At 69.9% G+C, this 15,964-nt stretch carries 15 protein-coding genes; 2 read left to right on the plus strand and 13 right to left on the minus strand.

Annotated elements, in window-relative coordinates:
* Positions 1 to 230 precede the first annotated feature (230 nt).
* Complete coding sequence (locus tag B7P34_RS00565) at positions 231 to 782, minus strand: YciI family protein (protein WP_106673741.1); 552 nt, start codon at positions 780 to 782, stop codon at positions 231 to 233.
* A gap of 203 nt (positions 783 to 985) precedes the next feature.
* Here B7P34_RS00565 and B7P34_RS00570 point away from each other — a divergent pair, with 203 nt between their 5' ends.
* The gene (locus B7P34_RS00570) at positions 986 to 2,206 is read left to right on the plus strand and encodes a hypothetical protein (RefSeq protein WP_223267340.1); all 1,221 of its coding nucleotides are present in this window, start codon (positions 986 to 988) and stop codon (positions 2,204 to 2,206) included.
* Positions 2,207 to 2,902: 696 nt separating this feature from the next.
* On the opposite strand, the gene B7P34_RS00580 is transcribed toward B7P34_RS00570, so the two are convergent.
* The 3 genes from B7P34_RS00580 to B7P34_RS38090 form a co-directional block, all read right to left on the minus strand.
* Complete coding sequence (locus tag B7P34_RS00580; RefSeq protein WP_106673742.1) at positions 2,903 to 3,427, minus strand: hypothetical protein; 525 nt, start codon at positions 3,425 to 3,427, stop codon at positions 2,903 to 2,905.
* 241 nt (positions 3,428 to 3,668) lie between these two features.
* Complete coding sequence (locus tag B7P34_RS00585) at positions 3,669 to 4,217, minus strand: GNAT family N-acetyltransferase (protein WP_106673938.1); 549 nt, start codon at positions 4,215 to 4,217, stop codon at positions 3,669 to 3,671.
* Positions 4,218 to 4,227: 10 nt separating this feature from the next.
* Entirely contained in the window at positions 4,228 to 4,452 is a 225-nt protein-coding gene (locus B7P34_RS38090) for a hypothetical protein (protein ID WP_223267341.1), read from the minus strand.
* A 326-nt stretch (positions 4,453 to 4,778) separates the two neighbouring features.
* Between B7P34_RS38090 and B7P34_RS00600 the strand changes: the two genes are divergently transcribed.
* Positions 4,779 to 5,186, plus strand: a complete 408-nt coding sequence (locus B7P34_RS00600) for a spore-associated protein A (RefSeq protein WP_223267342.1) — start codon at positions 4,779 to 4,781, stop codon at positions 5,184 to 5,186.
* Positions 5,187 to 5,524: 338 nt separating this feature from the next.
* Here the strand turns inward: B7P34_RS00600 and B7P34_RS00605 are convergent, their stop codons facing one another.
* The 9 genes from B7P34_RS00605 to B7P34_RS00645 all read right to left on the minus strand — a co-directional run bounded on the left by B7P34_RS00605 (position 5,525) and on the right by B7P34_RS00645 (position 15,749).
* A complete protein-coding gene (locus B7P34_RS00605; protein WP_106673744.1) occupies positions 5,525 to 6,043 on the minus strand; it encodes a GNAT family N-acetyltransferase in 519 nt (172 codons plus the stop codon).
* Positions 6,044 to 6,086: 43 nt separating this feature from the next.
* A complete protein-coding gene (locus B7P34_RS00610; protein ID WP_146166666.1) occupies positions 6,087 to 7,286 on the minus strand; it encodes an MFS transporter in 1,200 nt (399 codons plus the stop codon).
* A gap of 112 nt (positions 7,287 to 7,398) precedes the next feature.
* Positions 7,399 to 7,830, minus strand: coding sequence for an Rrf2 family transcriptional regulator (locus tag B7P34_RS00615; RefSeq protein WP_106673746.1), 432 nt, complete (start codon positions 7,828 to 7,830; stop codon positions 7,399 to 7,401).
* Positions 7,831 to 8,392: 562 nt separating this feature from the next.
* Positions 8,393 to 9,043: a hypothetical protein gene (locus B7P34_RS00620; RefSeq protein ID WP_223267382.1), complete on the minus strand. Its 651-nt coding sequence runs from the start codon at positions 9,041 to 9,043 to the stop codon at positions 8,393 to 8,395.
* Between the two features lie 118 nt (positions 9,044 to 9,161).
* The gene (locus B7P34_RS00625) at positions 9,162 to 9,533 is read right to left on the minus strand and encodes a glutaredoxin domain-containing protein (RefSeq protein ID WP_223267343.1); all 372 of its coding nucleotides are present in this window, start codon (positions 9,531 to 9,533) and stop codon (positions 9,162 to 9,164) included.
* Between the two features lie 111 nt (positions 9,534 to 9,644).
* Positions 9,645 to 10,580, minus strand: a complete 936-nt coding sequence (locus B7P34_RS00630; RefSeq protein ID WP_146166667.1) for a hypothetical protein — start codon at positions 10,578 to 10,580, stop codon at positions 9,645 to 9,647.
* 304 nt (positions 10,581 to 10,884) lie between these two features.
* The gene (locus B7P34_RS36570) at positions 10,885 to 11,076 is read right to left on the minus strand and encodes a hypothetical protein (protein WP_146166668.1); all 192 of its coding nucleotides are present in this window, start codon (positions 11,074 to 11,076) and stop codon (positions 10,885 to 10,887) included.
* A gap of 468 nt (positions 11,077 to 11,544) precedes the next feature.
* Positions 11,545 to 12,744, minus strand: a complete 1,200-nt coding sequence (locus tag B7P34_RS00640; protein WP_106673751.1) for an NAD(P)/FAD-dependent oxidoreductase — start codon at positions 12,742 to 12,744, stop codon at positions 11,545 to 11,547.
* Positions 12,741 to 15,749 carry a LodA/GoxA family CTQ-dependent oxidase gene (locus tag B7P34_RS00645; protein WP_223267344.1) on the minus strand — a complete coding sequence of 1,003 codons (3,009 nt, stop codon included), beginning with the start codon at positions 15,747 to 15,749 and terminating at the stop codon, positions 12,741 to 12,743. The genes B7P34_RS00640 and B7P34_RS00645 overlap by 4 nt, the downstream gene beginning before the upstream one ends.
* Positions 15,750 to 15,964: the final 215 nt, after the last annotated feature.

Raw genomic sequence — 15,964 nt, forward strand, 5'->3', positions numbered from 1 at the left:
TGAACAGGTTCCGGTGGCTGGACGGAACATCAGGAAGACGGCTCAGCAGGTGTCAGGCAGGCCCCGTGCAGCAACCACCGGAACAGAGTGGCAGCTGACAGTGGCCAGTTAGTTTTCCCCGCCCGCGGCCACTTCAGCTCCCCGTCGTGACCACTCGAATTCCCCACTGACGGCCACTGTGTCTACGGAGCGTGACGTCACGGCCGTGGCGTGGGCTTGGCTGCCCTCGTTCATGACGGCCGCCCACCGAACTGCCAGTTGTGCACCTCGATGTCGGCGTACCGGTCCAGTGTCAGGACGGCACGTGCCGCATCCGGGTCCTGCGCCCGGACCAACGCCGCCGTGCCCAGCCAGGTGGCGCCGTCGTCGGACAGCAGCGGCCCGTAGGCGATCAGCTCGTCCCGGTCGAATGGCAACGCGAGGTCGGCGGCCTGCCCCGTAGCGAGGCCGAGCACGAGGTACCGGTTGCCTCCGGTCCGGCCGCCGGGGAAGTCCCACATGGTGCGCCCCAGCGTGTTGCGCCACCGCCGCAGCAGCACGTCTCGGTAGGCACCGGCCTGGTAGTTCGGCTCGTCAAAGGCGAACGCGCGGGCAGCAGCGGGATCGGGCAGGTTGACGATGTGCACACTTCCGGTGAGCGTGTCGCCGTCGTCGGCGAAGGTCGGCCCCCGGGCGATCATCTCCTCCGCGTACCCGTCCATATAGGCCCAATGCTCTTCGAGCAACTCCTCACGCAGCGGCAGGGAGCCGGTCCGGTCGCGGTGATAGCAGAGGAAATCCATGCCCGCAGTGTCCCTTTAAGGAGGTGACAAGGGCGAGCGGGTTTCACTGCGATGACCGCTCGACGGCCTCATCCGAGGTTAGCCAGGACCGAGACTACTGAGTGTGACTGCCAGATGGGGAATCGAGCTGGCCGTACGCGGGGATTTTCCACTGGCCGCCGACAGGCAGCATCAATGTCAGACCCTGCAGGCATGCTGTGGCCATGCGGATACTCTTCCAAGGCGAATTCCACGTGGCCTACGGCCAGATGTACATCGATGGCCGGACCCGTGCCGAGTTGGACGAGGGGCCTGAAGCCGGCCTCCACGACTGTTTCATGGGGCAGAAGGCAGGGCTGTGCGGAGCGGCCGTCCCCGGGTACCTGCACCTGTCGACCGGTATGCACACCGGCTCCGTCCCCTTCACCGTCGAACTGCATCAGAAGGAGCCGCCTTTGGACTCTGACAACTGGGAGGACATCGTGGAGGCGTCGTTCCGTACAGCTTCCGATGACACGAGCCTGAACGACTGGGACGGAGGATGGCGGGACCTCGGCCTGCCCTCGGGTACGTACCGGGCTCGCTACCACTGCCGGGGCATGGAGGAGGCCCGGGCCTGCGTGCGCAGTGCCGGTGAGCCCGTGCTGGACGAGTACCTTCTCCAGTTCTGGCCTGCCATGCCCGAGCCCGACCGTGTCGTGAAGGAGACGACCCGCTCGGCCGCGTACTGGCACGGGTGGGCGAGCGAACTGCCCCCGGCGCCCACACCTGAGGAACTGGCCGAGACAAGGCGTCTCGCCCGCGAGAGGGAGGAGCGAGAAAGGCAGGAACTGATAGAGCGTGCTGAGAAGAGGCAATGGGGTGGGCGCCTGCCCAGCGACCGGCTACGGAACGTCGGAGGCAACGTGGCCGGGATGGTGGACCTCGACGTCGCCCTCGTGCACGCGATCGACGAGGCCGGCCCGGACGTCCAGCGCGCGATAGCCCGCTGGGCCGCACACCAAGCCTGCGACGTGGCCGGGCTCAGCAGCGTGGACTGGATCGCCCGCGGCCTGGCGGAGCTGGTCCAGGGCGTGTCCTTCACCCCACCGCTGAACGACACACAGCAGTCATGGGATCTCCTCCTTTCCGATCCCCAGGTTCCCAGCACCACCATCACGCTGCCCCACGGCACCCCTAACGCCTCTCAGCAGGCCATGGCCTTCCCCGCCCTGACCGGGGCGGCAGACCCCGACCCGCTCCGAGCCGCGCTGGACGCGCTGTACGCTGCCTCCATCGCCTACGAAACCCGGTGGTATGACCTCTTCTCCGAGGTCCGCACCGCGTTCCCGCATACCGCCCACGCTCCACTGCCACCAGAGGACCACCCTCAGCGCCACGCAGCGGCCGCCAAGGCGAACTGCATCGTGTGGCGGCAGTCTCATGAACCGCCGCACAAGCACTGACCCGCGGCCGCGACGCGTCAAAGACAGGCCGCCACGTCGTATGCGCTGCTTGGCGGGTCGTGTTACCCGGCGCGAGGTGAGTGACGGGCGTGGTCCCGGCTCGGCCGAGGCGGGGAGCGAGCCTCGGGTGCCGTCGCCTCGGCCGGCGTCCGCCGTCGACGAAGCTGGTGCCAGTTGTGCCAGTTGCGCCAGCCGCGCCGGTCCGCTGCTCAGAGGTTCTCGCCAGTGGGGTGGAGCACAGCCTCTGCGATTGTTCGCACGCGCTCCCACGCGATGCCCGTCCACTGTTCGACGGCGAGAGGATGGTCGGTGGGTTCGCGCTCGACGAAGGGGCGCTCATCGACCGGGCGGGCGTGGACGTCGGGTCTTCAGATTGAGGGTCGTGGGCGAGTAGGCCGGCAGCTCCGCGTGGCGCGCGCCGCAGCACGAGCAGGTGAGCCGAGGTCATTGGGCATGACGTGGAGCTTAAGGATCGACTTGGATCCCGTTCGTCCCGGTAGGTACGCCGGCTGGTAGCGCGTTTGTCAGGAAGGAAGAGAGATGCGTGTGGACCATGCGGGCCCGGGAGCGGCGCGGACGTCTGCCTGCCTGCCCTGTCGGCGATGCCGACGCACTTTCTTCTACCTGCGCACCGCGCCGTCGCGGCTGCGGCACACCGTGCTCCGCGCGGGAATGCCGGTGACGGGGGAGCACTACTCAGGGCTTGATCAGTGGGTTATAGGGCTCGCCCTCTGGTGTGAAGATCAGGGTGAAGTCCCTGCCTGCCTCGGTGGCGACCTTGTGCAGGCGAGCCAGGACATCGGTCTCGGGGGGAAGGTCAATGCCGAGGGCTGCGGCCGCACGGTCCCGCTGGGCTATCAGATCGGGCGTGTCCTCCAGATACTCGGCAGCCAGCTCGCCGCTCTCCTCCGCAGTGAACACGCGGCAGTCGCGCCACCAAGGGACGACCAAGAGCAGCTGAAGCAGCTCCTTCAGACCGATCGCGATCAGCGCCGCGCCGCCTTCAGAGTCCGCATACAGAACCGGACGCTCTTCACCGCCCTCGCCGCAGAAGAAGTACGTTCCCCCGGCACCGTCACCCGCGAAGCCCTCCAGTGCAGCACCCGAGGCAAGGTGGACATCTTCGACATGGTCGCTCCGGTCGAGGTCGAAGTCGCCCGGCCAGGCCAGGAAGTCGGCGGCTTCGTCGTGCGAGGCAATGGCAGTGATCAGTGAGTGCATGCGTCGCACCTTAGCGACCAGGACTGACAGTTACGTGCTCGCGGGCGTCGGCGGCCGTCCGAGACGGCGGCGCAGTCGTGCCGTGCGCGGACATCGCGGCCGGTCCGCATTCTTGGATCTCTGGCTTTCATTCCGTGCGGGCCTGCTTCAGGCAGACATTCGGCGAGATCCCGGGTGAGCCCTCGTGACGTTGGTGGGGGCGGGGGCGGGGGGCGAACGGACGCCGCCGCTGAGTACGAGCTCAACCGGACGGCGTGTCCGAGGACCATATGCCGAACCACTGCTCGGCGCCGTACTCCTGGAACCGCTCCACCTCGGTGAACCCCAGCTTCGCCGCGAGGCGCATTGCCCGGTCGTTGGCGGTCCGGGTGCAGAGCGCCACCGGCTCGCCGGGAAGAGCGTTGGCGAACCAGTCAAGTGCCGCTGCGCACGCCTCAGCGGCGTAGCCGCGTCCCCACGCCTCCGGCTGGAACATGTAGCCGAGCTCGGCCTCCCCGCCATTCGGACGAACGCGCCCCGGACGTTCTGCGTCGCGTCGATCGAGCGTGATCATGCCGATCATCGTTCCGTCGAGATCGATCACGAAAAGGCCAGGGCGCCGCCCAGGCACTTCGGGCACCGCGAGCTCAAGTTCATCACGCGGTCGCGGGCCACCGATGTAGGTGCCCACCTCTGGCGATGCGAACAGCTTGATGAACGCCGCACGGTCCCGGGCCCCGGACTCGCGGAGCACCAGCCGCTCGGTCCTGATCGGAGCAGGTGGCCATGCGACGGGGCCAAGCTCAGTCATGGCGGGCAACCTATCGCATGCCCGCTGGGCGATGCGTTCCCGTCTCGTTCCTGGTCATGAGCTCCGGCGCATACCTGGGCCGGCTTGCGGCGCCGATCGTGCTCGCCGTAATCCGCCGCATCCAGGGCCGCGCGCCGTCCGGTAACTGATCGGGATCGTCCGGCCGGTCCTCGTCGTGACGCAGCATCCGGCCCGCGACGCGGCCGTGCCGGGCGGAGTCTCCGATGGTGAACATGACGGCTCCGAGTTGTCCGAGTCGATCGCCTGACACGGGGTGAGGGGCAAGAACTTACCTACTGCCCCGCGGTCTGCCGCGGCCGTTCGCTCGGGTGGTGGGGGCGGACAGGGCGGGTCGCTGGGGCTGCGGGCCTGCACAGCCGTCCGGCGTGGTGGCCGGTTCTGCATTGTGGGGGTGAAGGGGCGCACAACTTCTTTGGGGCGTGGCGTGTCTGTGTGGGCACGGAGACGGCCGTCCCGCGCACATCCATCAACCGGCACCATGCGACTTCCACGGAGGACACAGTGAAGCGTGCTGTACGTACCCGCGTTGCGGGAGCTGCGGTGCTCGCCGCCACCACCGTCACCGCGCTGGCCGTGGGCACCGGAACGTCCGTCGCCGCTCCGGCCCCCGCCGCCGCCACGTACAACAAGGAGTGCGGCGCCGGATACGCGCACGTCAATCAGATCCCGATCCCGGGCCGCGGGACGGTCTTCCTGGCCTATAACGCCGCCGCGGGCAAGAACTGCGTGGTCACCAAGCGGGACACCTCGTCCGGCTCGCCGCTGTGGGTGGGTTCCTGGCTGCAGCGCAACCAGGAACTGAAGTCGAAGCAGGAGCAGTACGGCTTCTTCACCTCGTACTCGGGGCCGGTCTATCTGGACGCCAAGGGCAAGTGCGTCGACTGGGGCGGCGAGATCGACGGCTACGTCGTGGCCCGGTACAAGACAAACTGCGGCACCCTGGTCTAGTCGGCAATCGGCAATCGGCAGTGGGCACCCTGGCCTGGTCGGCAATCGGCAGTCGGTCCGCTGACCCGGGGCCGAGGCGGTGGGCGGAGCGACAGGCAGGATGTACGACCCTGCCTTTCGCTCCGCTCCACGCTCCCGCGCACGGGGCCGGGCAGGTGCCCGGCGGTCGGATCGGCGCCATGAGCGTGCCGGCCCTGGACCCGTCCGGAGGCGGCGTGCGGCGCCGGGGCCGCTCTGGTTGTCACCGTCGATCCCGTGCTCCTCTCGGCCGCCGGGCCGCGGATCGCTCCGCCCGCAGAGGCGGCAGGGCTCGTGCTGCGCCGCCCGCCCCGCCTGGGTCAGTGCCTATCGGGGGAGGGATGGTCGTCCCGGGCCAGGGCGTAGACGGTGCAAGGGCGGTTGAGGACGGAGTCCTCACGCAGGGGTGTGAATCCGAGGCGTCGGGCGACGGCGGACGAAGCGGTGTTGCCGTGATGGATCATGGCGGTGATCTGTGTGAGCTCCAGGGAGCCGAAGCCCCAGGCGAGAACGGCTTGGGCCGCTTCGGTGGCGTAGCCCTGTCCCCAATGGGCCCGGGCGAACGTCCAGCCGATCTCGGTCTCGCCGAAGTCCTCCCACCAGTGCAGGCCGCAGCGTCCGATCGTCTCTCCGGTGCTGCGCAGTGTGACGGCGCACAGTCCGTGGCCACGCCGCGTCCACTGCTGCTGTATGTCGCGCAGGCGCGCTGCGGCCTGCTCCCGGGTATAGCCGCCGACGAACCGTTTCACTTCTTCGTCGGCGTGGAGTCGCACCCACCAGTCGACGTTGACGTCGGTTTCGGTGAGCGGGCGCAGCCGGAGGCGTTCGGTGGTGATCACTGTGGCTTGGTCCTCGGTGTCGATAAGTGTTCGGGACGGAACGCTACTTGGCCGGTGACGGCTGCTGCGCCTGTGCTGTGAGGGCGGGCTGTGGCACGTGCCGGCGGATGACGGTGTGCGCTGCTTCTGCCGCACCGAGGCCGAGCGCGATGAACGCCGCGCCGACGGGGCCGAGCCAGTAGGGGCCGAACCACGCCATCGCGACTTGCCCGACCAGGGGGGCGACCGAGACGCCGACGTAGACCATCGCCGAGGCGAGGCCGGTGAGCAAGGGCGCCGCCGTGGGCAGGGCGGTGATCAGGCGGTGGGTCTGCGGTGCCAGCAATCCCCATCCGCACACGCCCCAGACGAGGAGTGCCACGACGGCGGAGGGCAGGTGTGCGCTCGTCCACGGCAGCAGGGCGAAGTCGATCGCTGCCACGGTGATCGCGACGTTGATGACGCGGCGGCTGCCGAGGCGGTCGATGAGGCTGCCGGAGCCGAGGGTTCCTGCGGTGGCGGCCAGGCCCCACACGAACAGGAGGGCGGCGAGGGTGGTGCCGCTGCCGCCGGTGGCGCGGTCGAGGGATGCGCCGATGAAGGAGTAGACGGTGAACAGGCCGGTGTAGACGAGGAAGGTGGTGAGCAGGGTCAGGCCGATGCGGCGGTCGGCGAGCGGGGCGACGCGGGTGCGCAGTGGGACTGCGGGTGGTGTGGGGAGGGCGGGCAGGAGCAGGGTGATGCCCACGGCGGCGAGTATGCCGAGTGCGGAGACGAACATCATGGTGGCGCGCCAGTTGCCGGTGAGGCTGCCGATCGCCGTGCCGATGGGTGCGCCGAGGGCGGTCGCGGCGCTGAGGCCGGTCATGACGGTGGCGATGGCGCGGCCGCGACGCTCCGGTGGCGCGAGCGCGGCGGCTGCGGCGACCGCGGCGGGGGTGACCATGGCGCCGCCGAGTCCGGCGAGTGCTCGCGCGGCCAGGGCGACGCCGAAGACGGGGACGAAGGCTGTGATGAGGTTGCCCGCGGTGAAGATCACGAACCCGGTGAGGAACAGCGTGCGGCGCGGCCAGCGGGTGGTGAACGTCGCCATGACGGGGCCGAGCACGGCGTAGGTGAAGGCGTACGCGGTGAGCAGCCAGCCGGCGGTGCCGACGGGGATGCCCAGGGAATCCGCCGCGTCCGGCAGGATGCCGGCGATGACGAAGCTGTCGGTGCCGATGGCGAACAATCCGGCGGCAAGGACGATGAGTGACCGGTACACGGGGGAGGGGCCTCCGGGAATTTGATGTAACAGAAATGGTTACGACAATGCTCCGAAAAGAGACCGGCCCTCAGGGACCGGCCGATGTGAACTGTGAATCGAACCGCTGATGTTAGGGGGCAACCGTCTCCCTCAGCACGTCGGCGATGGTGACGGCGGCCAGTTCGCGCTTCATCGACTCCTCCGCGCGGTCGTACGCCTCTCGCAATACGGGCGGGATGCCGATCCCGATGGGGCACTTCTGGTTGGGGGTGGCGGGGTGCAGGGCGAGGAGCGGCTCGTGTTCGACGGCGAGGTAGACATCCCTCAGGGTGATCGACTCCGGGGCGCGGGTCAGCAGCCAGCCCGCCCCCTGACCTCGCCGCGACTCGACCAGGCCCGCATCGCGCAGGCTTCCAAGGGTGCGGCGGATGACGACAGGGTTGGTGTTGACGCTGTCGGCGATCTGGTCGGAGGTGACGATGCCGTCCGTGCGCTTGGGGCAGACCAGGGCCATCCACGTCAGCGTGTGCGTGGCCACGGTCATGCGGCTGCTCGCGCCCATCGAAGTCCCCCGTCTCCCGTCCTCTGTGTCGCAACTGATTCTGTTACGACTCGGGGTCGTGTGTCCAGCCCGTGCGTGCCATCGCCGAACCGTCGCCGGGGATGGGCGGGCGCTGGTGCTGCGGACACGTCCTTCGCACTCAAGACGGTGACGCCCACGCCGGACGGCGGGTACGTGGTGCGGTGGGACCACCTCACAGTGTGCGTCACGACCAGACGCTGGCCTCGCTGACGGCGAGCGGGGTGGTTTCGGCTGAGAGCTCGCTGAAGGTCACGGGAGCGGTGATGGCCGAGAGCACGCTCGACGTCACAGGCCGAGAGCACGCCCGACGTGACAGGCACGCTCACGGCGCCGGTCCGTAAGAGGCGACTCGATCAAGATGTACGTCACCAACGACGACACGTCCATCTGGTTCAGCAAACTGGCCGTGCAGCTTCGGCGGCGGCCGTACGGGGAGGACTCGGGGCTCGCGGGCCTCAGCATGATCGCCGAGGAGTGACCCGGCCGGCCGGCGAAACGCATCGGGATCGTGCCTGTTCAGAGGCACGAGCCCAATGTCGTGTCAGAGTCGCCCCACTGACCGCGGCGGGCCCGGTATGACCGGCGCGGGAAGGTCGAGAACGCGGGCGAGGGCGGCTGTGAGGGGAGTGCAGTAGTCAGGCAGGCACTTGGCGGCCCAGCCGGCTGCAAGCGCGAGGAAGCCGGTCAGGTCGCGCTCGACACCGGCGAGCAGGGGACGGAGCTCGGTGGCGGACAGCTCGATCACCGGACTGTCGCTCTGCTCGGCGTTGACGGTGAGCCGGACGGTGTCGCCGAAACGCTCCGCAATCGGTGACACGGGGTCGTGGCCGAACCCGAGCAGGCTGCCGCTGTCGACGAGCTGGTGCCAGTCGCGCCAGTCCTCCAGCCCGTCGCAGCGCCCCGGCAGGAAGATGACGCCTGTGGAGCCGTCGGTGACTTGCAGGCCGCCCGGTGCGAGAGGGGCGTCGGAGGTCAGCAGTCCGTGAAGAAACGCGTCACGCGCCTCGGCCGGACGAGGCGGGCAGTCATCGTCGGGAGCGGCGTCGTTGTAGTCGGCGATGCGCATCACCGCCGCCCCGACCTCAGCAGGTGAGAGCTCACCGCTGAGAGGCAGGAAGCCGAACGACTCGATCTCGGCGACAGGCCAGAGGTCGAAGCCGTCGGGGGTGTAGATCTCCAGGACGGGCCGCATCACAATCACCGGCGAAGTGTTCCGCACTCCCCGCCGCATCGCATCCCGGTTTCGCGGGGCGCTTTCGGTCTCGCTCGCGCCCGGAGATGCCGGGGAACCCCGGCTGGTGGCGCGTTCGTCAGGAGGAGAGCTGCGCGAGCACCCATTCAGGACCGGGGTTGACATGCGGACGGCCCGCCACCACGACGGTCGGCACCGTCTCATTGCCGTCGTTGGCCGCCCTCACCGCCTCCGCCCCGGCCGGATCCCGCCAGATGTCCACCCAGTGCAGCCGACGGGCGTTGCGGCCCAACCGGATCCGCAGCCGCAGGCAGTACTTGCAGCCCGCCCGCCAGTAGACGACCGGCCGTCCGTCGATCGCACTGCGCTCCTGCGCCTCCTGTGCACCGATCGACCGTGGGAACGCCAGCGGCGAGTGCAGCCCCGCGAGCAGGGCGAACACCACCAGCAAGGGAACGGCCACGCCGGGCGAGCCCCTGGCGACCAGCATGGCTGCAACGAGCAAGCCGCACGCCACGAGCAATATCGGCAAGGTCCAAGAGCGCGTCATGAGGCCGCAGGCTACCGGTGGCACAGACCGATCTGACCGACGGCCCCGCGTTCAGGCCCGCCCGTCGAACGCCGGCCCCAGCAGAACCTGGGCCCAGCGTGCCGGTCCCGGGCCGGGGCCGCTGACGCAGAACCAGAGGGTGCAGGTCCCTGCCGGGTCGTCGAGCGCGGTGAATTCACCGGCCTGGCCGTTCTTGGGGAGCCTGGGGCCGCGCTGGCGTTCGTTGACGAGAACCGCCTCGGGCGTGGTCGGCACAGTCGGGCCAAGGGGACTCATTCGGCGGGGAGTGAGCCGCAATTGCGCCCCCTTCTCCGACTCGAACACCCCGCCGTTCCCGCTCCCAGGGCCATTGCCCATCACGCCGGGAGATCCCTCCCCGAAGACGCCGGCGGCCCGTTCGCTCGCACCGCGGACCCCGGAGGCAAGGGTGCTTTTCCCTTCGACCCCGAAATTGTTCTCGCTCTCCCCGCGGACCCCACCGTCATCGCCTTTCCCGCGGACGCCGATGCCTGTGGCGCGCCCGCACACAGCCGACGGATCGGCTGCCTCCCAGGCGACGTCCCTGGCCGCGTCCTGCGAGTAGCCGACCACCCCGGGAGCGCCGCGGCCGAAGACCCCGGGCGAGGCAGTGGTGCCGGCGCCGAGAACGCCCGCATGTACTTGCTGCTCCTGCAGCTTGTCGCGGGGTGCGTCATGTACGTAGCCGACCACGCCGTTCGCTCCGACGGCGACGAGGCCGTTGCCCGGCGGAAGGGTGCCCAGAGCCCCGCCGGTGGGCAGGGGGACGGTGCCTGACGCATGAACGGCATCGACGCCCTCCGGTACGTCCCTGAGAACCCGGTCGTTCTCGATCGCCACACGCAGCACGTAGTCCTCGCCGTAGCCGTCCTCGTCACCACCTTTGGCGACGAGGACGGTCCGCTCTTCGCTTTCGTTCGTCCGGCCCACGACCATTTTGTCGCCGGCGTTGTCGGCTCCTGCACCCATAAGGGGTCCCCCTCCTCAGGACGGCCTGGATTCGATGGTCCCATCCATCGCCCGGCGAGGCGGGGCCGTTGCGCAGGCGGAGTCCTCCAACCCGTGCCGTTCGGGGAAGCGGCCAGGGATACATCGATCAGAAGCGCCTGTCACAGGGGAGTCCCCGGCCTGTCGGGCAGGTCCCTCCACGAGCTCCGGCGGGAACAAGATCCACGTGTCTGATGCTGGTACTGGCATGACTATGACATTGCACTGGGTGGCAGGCTTCCGTTGCGCTCTGATCAGCCCTTACGAGACCTACCGGCTTTTCCCGTCAAGGAACTTCACCGACCAGACCGTACGCCAGGTCCTGCGTCTGGACGGCGGTGGCGAAGCCGTTCGCATCCACCTGAGCAATAGATAAAGCGAGTTCACCCTCGCAGCCGGAGAGGAAGGCGTGAGCGACCCGGTGCCGGGCCGGGTGTCCGCCGGGGAGGAGCTCGCCCTCAGCCTGTACTTCCCGCACGACACAGGGCTCGCGGCCTTCTCCGCGATGGCCTCCGAGACCGGGTTCCTCGCCTCGGGCGACGTGACTGCTGCCCGCTCCCTGGACGGCGCAGAAGAGCTGGGGCTCTCCCGCTACTTCGTCTCCGGCATCGATGTCCTCGCCCCCCGAGGGCACCGCGGTCGCGGTGGCCTCCATCGACCCGCACTCCCGCAGCCGCTACCCACTGCCGATGAGCTCATCAATGGATACATCGAGTTGTCCCGCAGGCTGTACGAGGCCGGACTCACCGTCATCGCCCATACGATCGGCCCCTACGCGGGCACCGTCTTCGAGGGCTACGACACCGAGGAGGGCCGGGCCGTCCGCCGCAAGGTCAACGAATGGATCCGCACGACCGACGTCTTCGACGCCGTGACGGACGTCGCGGCAGCGGTCGAGGATCCGGCCGGCCGAACCGGCGGGCGGGCCCGGGCTGTCTCCGGTTTGTCATGCCGGGCGTTGCCCGGGAGCCATGGGGGAGTGGGAGGAGTTGGTGCGGCGCTTCCAGAAAGGGTGCGCCGTCCAGCGACGTTCCTGGCCGTAGTAGTACGCGTGGTGGCCGAGGTAGGCGTCGGCGATGCCGTCGAGGAACGCGGTGTACTCGGTGAGGGCCTCGGTGACGGTGCCGCGCAGGCACAGGTCCACGGTGCGGCCCGCGTGGGCCCCGGTGTGCAGGGCGGTGAGGATGCCCTGGGAAGAGAGCGGGTCGAAGGCGAGGGCGGCGTCTCCGGCGGCGAGCCACCCCGTCCCCGCCGGTGGCGAGAGGCGCAGGCCGTGAGCGGCGGTCCAGCGCGGGGCGGCCGGGGGCGGGGCGTAGCCCTCCAGCCGGGTCCGCAGGTGCAGGGTGCGGGAGGCGTGGGCCAGGAATCCGGTGGGCGTGCGCAGTGCGGGAGGGGCGAGGTCGGCGTCGGTCAGATGTGCCACGAGCCGGCCGGCGGGGATCCTGACGGTGTACCACCAGCCGCCGGGCACCGCCTCGACGAGCGTCCGCAGGTCATCGTCCGAGCCCCGGCCGTGCGGCAAGCGGCGGTCGAAGAGGGTGTAGGCGGCGACGAGCCGGTCCTGGCGGTGCCGGACGGCCCGGCGGCGGCCGATGACGCAGCGGCGACCGGTCGCGTCGACGACCCAGTCGCAGGGCAGTTCCTCGACGGCGCCCTCCCGGCGCAGCAGGACATGCCGGCCGGATGCATGGGCGCGGTGGCCTACGACGCCGGCCCGGCGGAACTCGGCGCCGGCTGCGAGGGCGGCACTGCGCAGCGAGGCGTCGAAGCGAGGCCGGTCGAGATGGCGGCCGTGGCCGTTCGGGTCGAGGACGTCACTGCGGTCGTAGAGCTCCGGCGATCCCCAGGAGGCGAGGATTCCGGTGGACCGCAGGTGCCGGTCGGCCGTGACGTGCGGCCACAGGCCCAGGTCGTGCAGGAGCGGCCGGGCTGCGGGTGGGAGGGTCTCTCCGATGGTGAACCGTGCGGTGGCCTCGGTGGCCTCGGTGGCCCCGGTCGCCCCGGTCGGGTCGGCGTGCTGGTCGACGAGGAGGACGCGGCGGCCGGCCCGGGCCAGGACCAGGGCCGCCACGGCGCCCGCGGGGCCGCCGCCGGCCACGACCACTTCGAAGTGCCCGCTCGCCGAGGGCGCGGTGCGGGTGTTCATGGTCGGTCCTGGTAGCGGACGATCTTCTCGAAGTAGCCCGCCAGCACCTCCTCGTCGGGGCGGTCCACCGTACGCAGGGCGGCGTCCACCGCTTCGTCCCGGTGGGCGGGGTCGGCGGCCTCGGGCACGTGCAGGAACACCAGGTTGCGCCGGTCGGGAGGGGGCGTGCTCGGGGTGAAGCTCACTTCGGACTCCACCAGCACGGCCCGGGGCAGCTCCGGGTCGTCGGCCGGTCCCTCGCGCCGTTCGACGAGGCCGAGCTTGCCGAAGTCCTTGACCATGGCGTTCATCTGGGCGGCGGGGCTGGTGGCGGGCAGCCACCTGTCCCACACGGCGCGGTTCTCGAAGGCGGTCCGGCGCTCCTCGGGGGTGCGTGTGGTGTCGATGACGGTCTTGTAGTCCGCTTCCGTGAGGACATGGTTGGGGACGCGCGCCGGCCAGAAGGTCGGCAGGTAGAGGTCGTAGCGGTGGTTGTAGCCGGAGCGGCAGCGGGCGGTGTCGGTCTGCCAGGGAACGGCCATCCACCGGGTGAGGTCTCCCGGTCCCTGTGCGTGCAGCGGGCCGTCGTCCGCGACCGCCTGCTGGGGCGTGAGGGTCGGACCGTACGAGGGTTCGGGTTCGGCGGGGTCGCGGTGCCGCAGCCGGAAGGGTGCGGCGTACATGGTCAGGTGGCGCATCGGCCAGGTGAACTCGCAGCCCGGGTGGAAGGCGTCGGCCAGGCAGAAGGACAGGGCGGCCCGGTCCAGAGCCCGGGGCCGCTCGGTCAGTGGCAGGTCGTCGAGGGACGCGGGCGCCGTGGCGGCCGGGTCGTAGTCGGCGTGGAAGTCCCCTGCGGCCCAGCGGTCGAGCAGCCGGTACTGCAGTGGGGTGAGCGCCAGGTGCTGCCGCGGGGAGGGAGGGCGCGTGCCCATGGCGTCCCCGTAGATCGCGGGCCACGGAACGGGAGAGGCGGCGTCGCGGTCCATGTCCCGCATCGTCGCCCAGATCTGGTGGCGCAGTTCGGCGTTGCGGTCGCCCGGGTCGCCGGGGTGGTCGCTGGGGGAGGCCAGCCTGGCGAGCCGCTCGGGTGCGAGGAGGTGCTCGCGTCCGGCGTGTCCGAAGTGGGCCGCGAAGCCGTGGTTGACCCATTGGAGGTCGCACAGGCGCCGCAGCAGCGGCAGTACTTCGCGGGTGAAGGAGACCTCCTTCGGAGGTGCGAGGGTGCCCGCGGACACGAAGAGGTCGCGCAGCAGGTCGTACATCGTGCGTACCGACTTGAGCTCCGGCGCGTAGTTCGGGGGAGCGACCACGACCCAGGCGGGGTCGACCGGTACGGGGCGCCCGTCGATGCGGACCTCGGCGGTCACGGGGCCGTCGGAGACGTCGTCGTGCCAGGTGTCGTTGTTGGCGAAGTGTCCCGCGGGGGTGTTGGTGATGGAGGCGGAGACCCCGCGGCCACCGAGGAAGAGCAGCCGGCCGGCGGCATCCGTGCGCAGCTCGCCCAGGTAGACGGGTCTGTCCATGAAGGTGCCGGTGTCGAAGACGTACTCGGGCTTGCCCGAGCGGTTGCTGCCGCGGATGGACCGGGGTCCGGGGTCGATGACGAGGCGGTGCCGTTCGGTTTGCGGGACGTCGGCGTTGCGCAGGGTGGTGGCGGGGGCCTGGGCCGCTTCCGGGATGTCCAGTGCCAGCTGGAACTGGTACCAGGCGGCCTTCTTGTTGGCCACGTGCACGGTCCACTTGAGGTCGGCGCTGTCCGAGGTGAGCTCGGCGACCACGTCGCCGGCGGCGTTGTAGCCGTACACACGGAAGCGGGCCGCCTGGCGTTTGAGGGCACCGGTCGCGTCCTTGTAGCTGCCGGTCGGCAGCGGAGGGGCATCTTCCATCTCAGGGCCGAGGAAGAACTCCTCGGTGCTGTCGCCGATCCGGGCCACTCCGATCGCGGGGTGGATCGCGGCACGGACGATCCGGGTGTCGCGGCCGGGTGCTTCGGCGGACGCCGGACGCGCCGGGCCGGGCTCCACCACCGGAACCCCGTTCGCGTCGCGGCGGCGGGCGGCGGAGGCGGCGTAGACGATCTTGCGGGCCTCGCCGAGGCTGCCGACCGGCTGGTGCTCGGGCAGGCTGTGCCAGGGGTTGCAGGCGAAGTTGTCCCCGTAGGCCTCCTGGCCGCGGGCCGTGACGTCCTGCCGGTGCAGGGTCAGCCTCGCCACCTTCACCGGCGCGCTCAGCGATTCTTCCCAGCGCACGGTCGCGCGGTCCAGCGGCATGCTGTCCGGGTCCGTGCGGAACTGCAGCAGCAGGTCGAAGGCGGCCTCGCCGGTGGCCAGCCGGTAGTGCAGATCACCGCGGAGGAAGGAGGGGTTCTCGTCCGCCGGAGTCGCGTGCGGGTCGCCCTGCGCGCAGCCGGCCGGTACGAGCTTGTACTTCACGTGCCGGTCCGTGCCGAAGGCGTACGGGAGCACACCCCAGTACGTGGCGGTCAGTACGCTCTCCTCGGGCTTGCGCATCTCCCGCAGGATCCGGTCGGTGGCCGGATGGTCGCGCCGGTAGGCCACGGGGTCCTGCTGGAACTCGCACATGTCCCGGGCGGTGTCGACGAAGAAGACGTCGTGGTTCTGCAGGACCAGGTCCTGGGTGTCCGCCCGGCTCTCCTGCTCCATCAGCTTCGGGCCGGGCACGCCGAACAGTTTGATGCCGGCGCCGGCAGTCCTGCGCAGGTCCGGCCGGTCCGGAAGGACGTCGCTGGAGAAGCGCACCCAGGCCGCGAGGCCCTTCTGCTCCTTCGCGGCCCGGAGGAATCCGATGCTCAGGTCGGGTGGGAGAGCAGGGTCGACCATGAGTACGCCGCGGGCGGCACCATGGAATTTGACGAAGACCGGCCGCAGGACCGGGTCCTGCCCCTGGGCGATCCTGCCTCCCATCCGCTTGTCCACGAACTCGGCCACCAGGGACGTGACGGGATCGGTGGCACAGTCGGGGAGCGCCTCCGGGGAATCCCCGGGGACAGCGGACGTCCCGCTCATGGTGTGGCCCTCCTGCCGGCGGAGTCATGGGCTGTGCGGGTGACTTTCGGCATCCGTACGGGTGCCCTCGCGTCGGATGCGACCGGAGCGACGTGTTCCGACGACTTCGTCCTGCTTATCTCATAAAGTTCAGCATGAAATGCTCCTATGTGGCATAAATCGCCCCCATGGGTCAAAGTAAGGTCCGATGCGCGACCGGCAGGGTCTCCAGGGCA

The sequence above is a fragment of the Streptosporangium nondiastaticum genome, from assembly GCF_003011965.1.
GTDB lineage: Bacteria > Actinomycetota > Actinomycetes > Streptomycetales > Streptomycetaceae > Streptomyces > Streptomyces nondiastaticus.

Coding starts and splice junctions, on each gene's coding strand:
- B7P34_RS00580 (WP_106673742.1), bottom strand. CDS start 3,427: ATGCACTCACTGATCACTGCCATTGCCTCGCACGACGAAGCCGCCGAC.
- B7P34_RS00630 (WP_146166667.1), bottom strand. CDS start 10,580: ATGGGTGCAGGAGCCGACAACGCCGGCGACAAAATGGTCGTGGGCCGG.
- B7P34_RS00620 (WP_223267382.1), bottom strand. CDS start 9,043: ATGCGGCCCGTCCTGGAGATCTACACCCCCGACGGCTTCGACCTCTGG.
- B7P34_RS00640 (WP_106673751.1), bottom strand. CDS start 12,744: ATGAACACCCGCACCGCGCCCTCGGCGAGCGGGCACTTCGAAGTGGTC.
- B7P34_RS00625 (WP_223267343.1), bottom strand. CDS start 9,533: ATGCTGGTCGCCAGGGGCTCGCCCGGCGTGGCCGTTCCCTTGCTGGTG.
- B7P34_RS00645 (WP_223267344.1), bottom strand. CDS start 15,749: ATGAGCGGGACGTCCGCTGTCCCCGGGGATTCCCCGGAGGCGCTCCCC.
- B7P34_RS00585 (WP_106673938.1), bottom strand. CDS start 4,217: ATGACTGAGCTTGGCCCCGTCGCATGGCCACCTGCTCCGATCAGGACC.
- B7P34_RS00565 (WP_106673741.1), bottom strand. CDS start 782: ATGGATTTCCTCTGCTATCACCGCGACCGGACCGGCTCCCTGCCGCTG.
- B7P34_RS00570 (WP_223267340.1), top strand. CDS start 986: ATGCGGATACTCTTCCAAGGCGAATTCCACGTGGCCTACGGCCAGATG.
- B7P34_RS00615 (WP_106673746.1), bottom strand. CDS start 7,830: ATGGGCGCGAGCAGCCGCATGACCGTGGCCACGCACACGCTGACGTGG.
- B7P34_RS38090 (WP_223267341.1), bottom strand. CDS start 4,452: ATGTTCACCATCGGAGACTCCGCCCGGCACGGCCGCGTCGCGGGCCGG.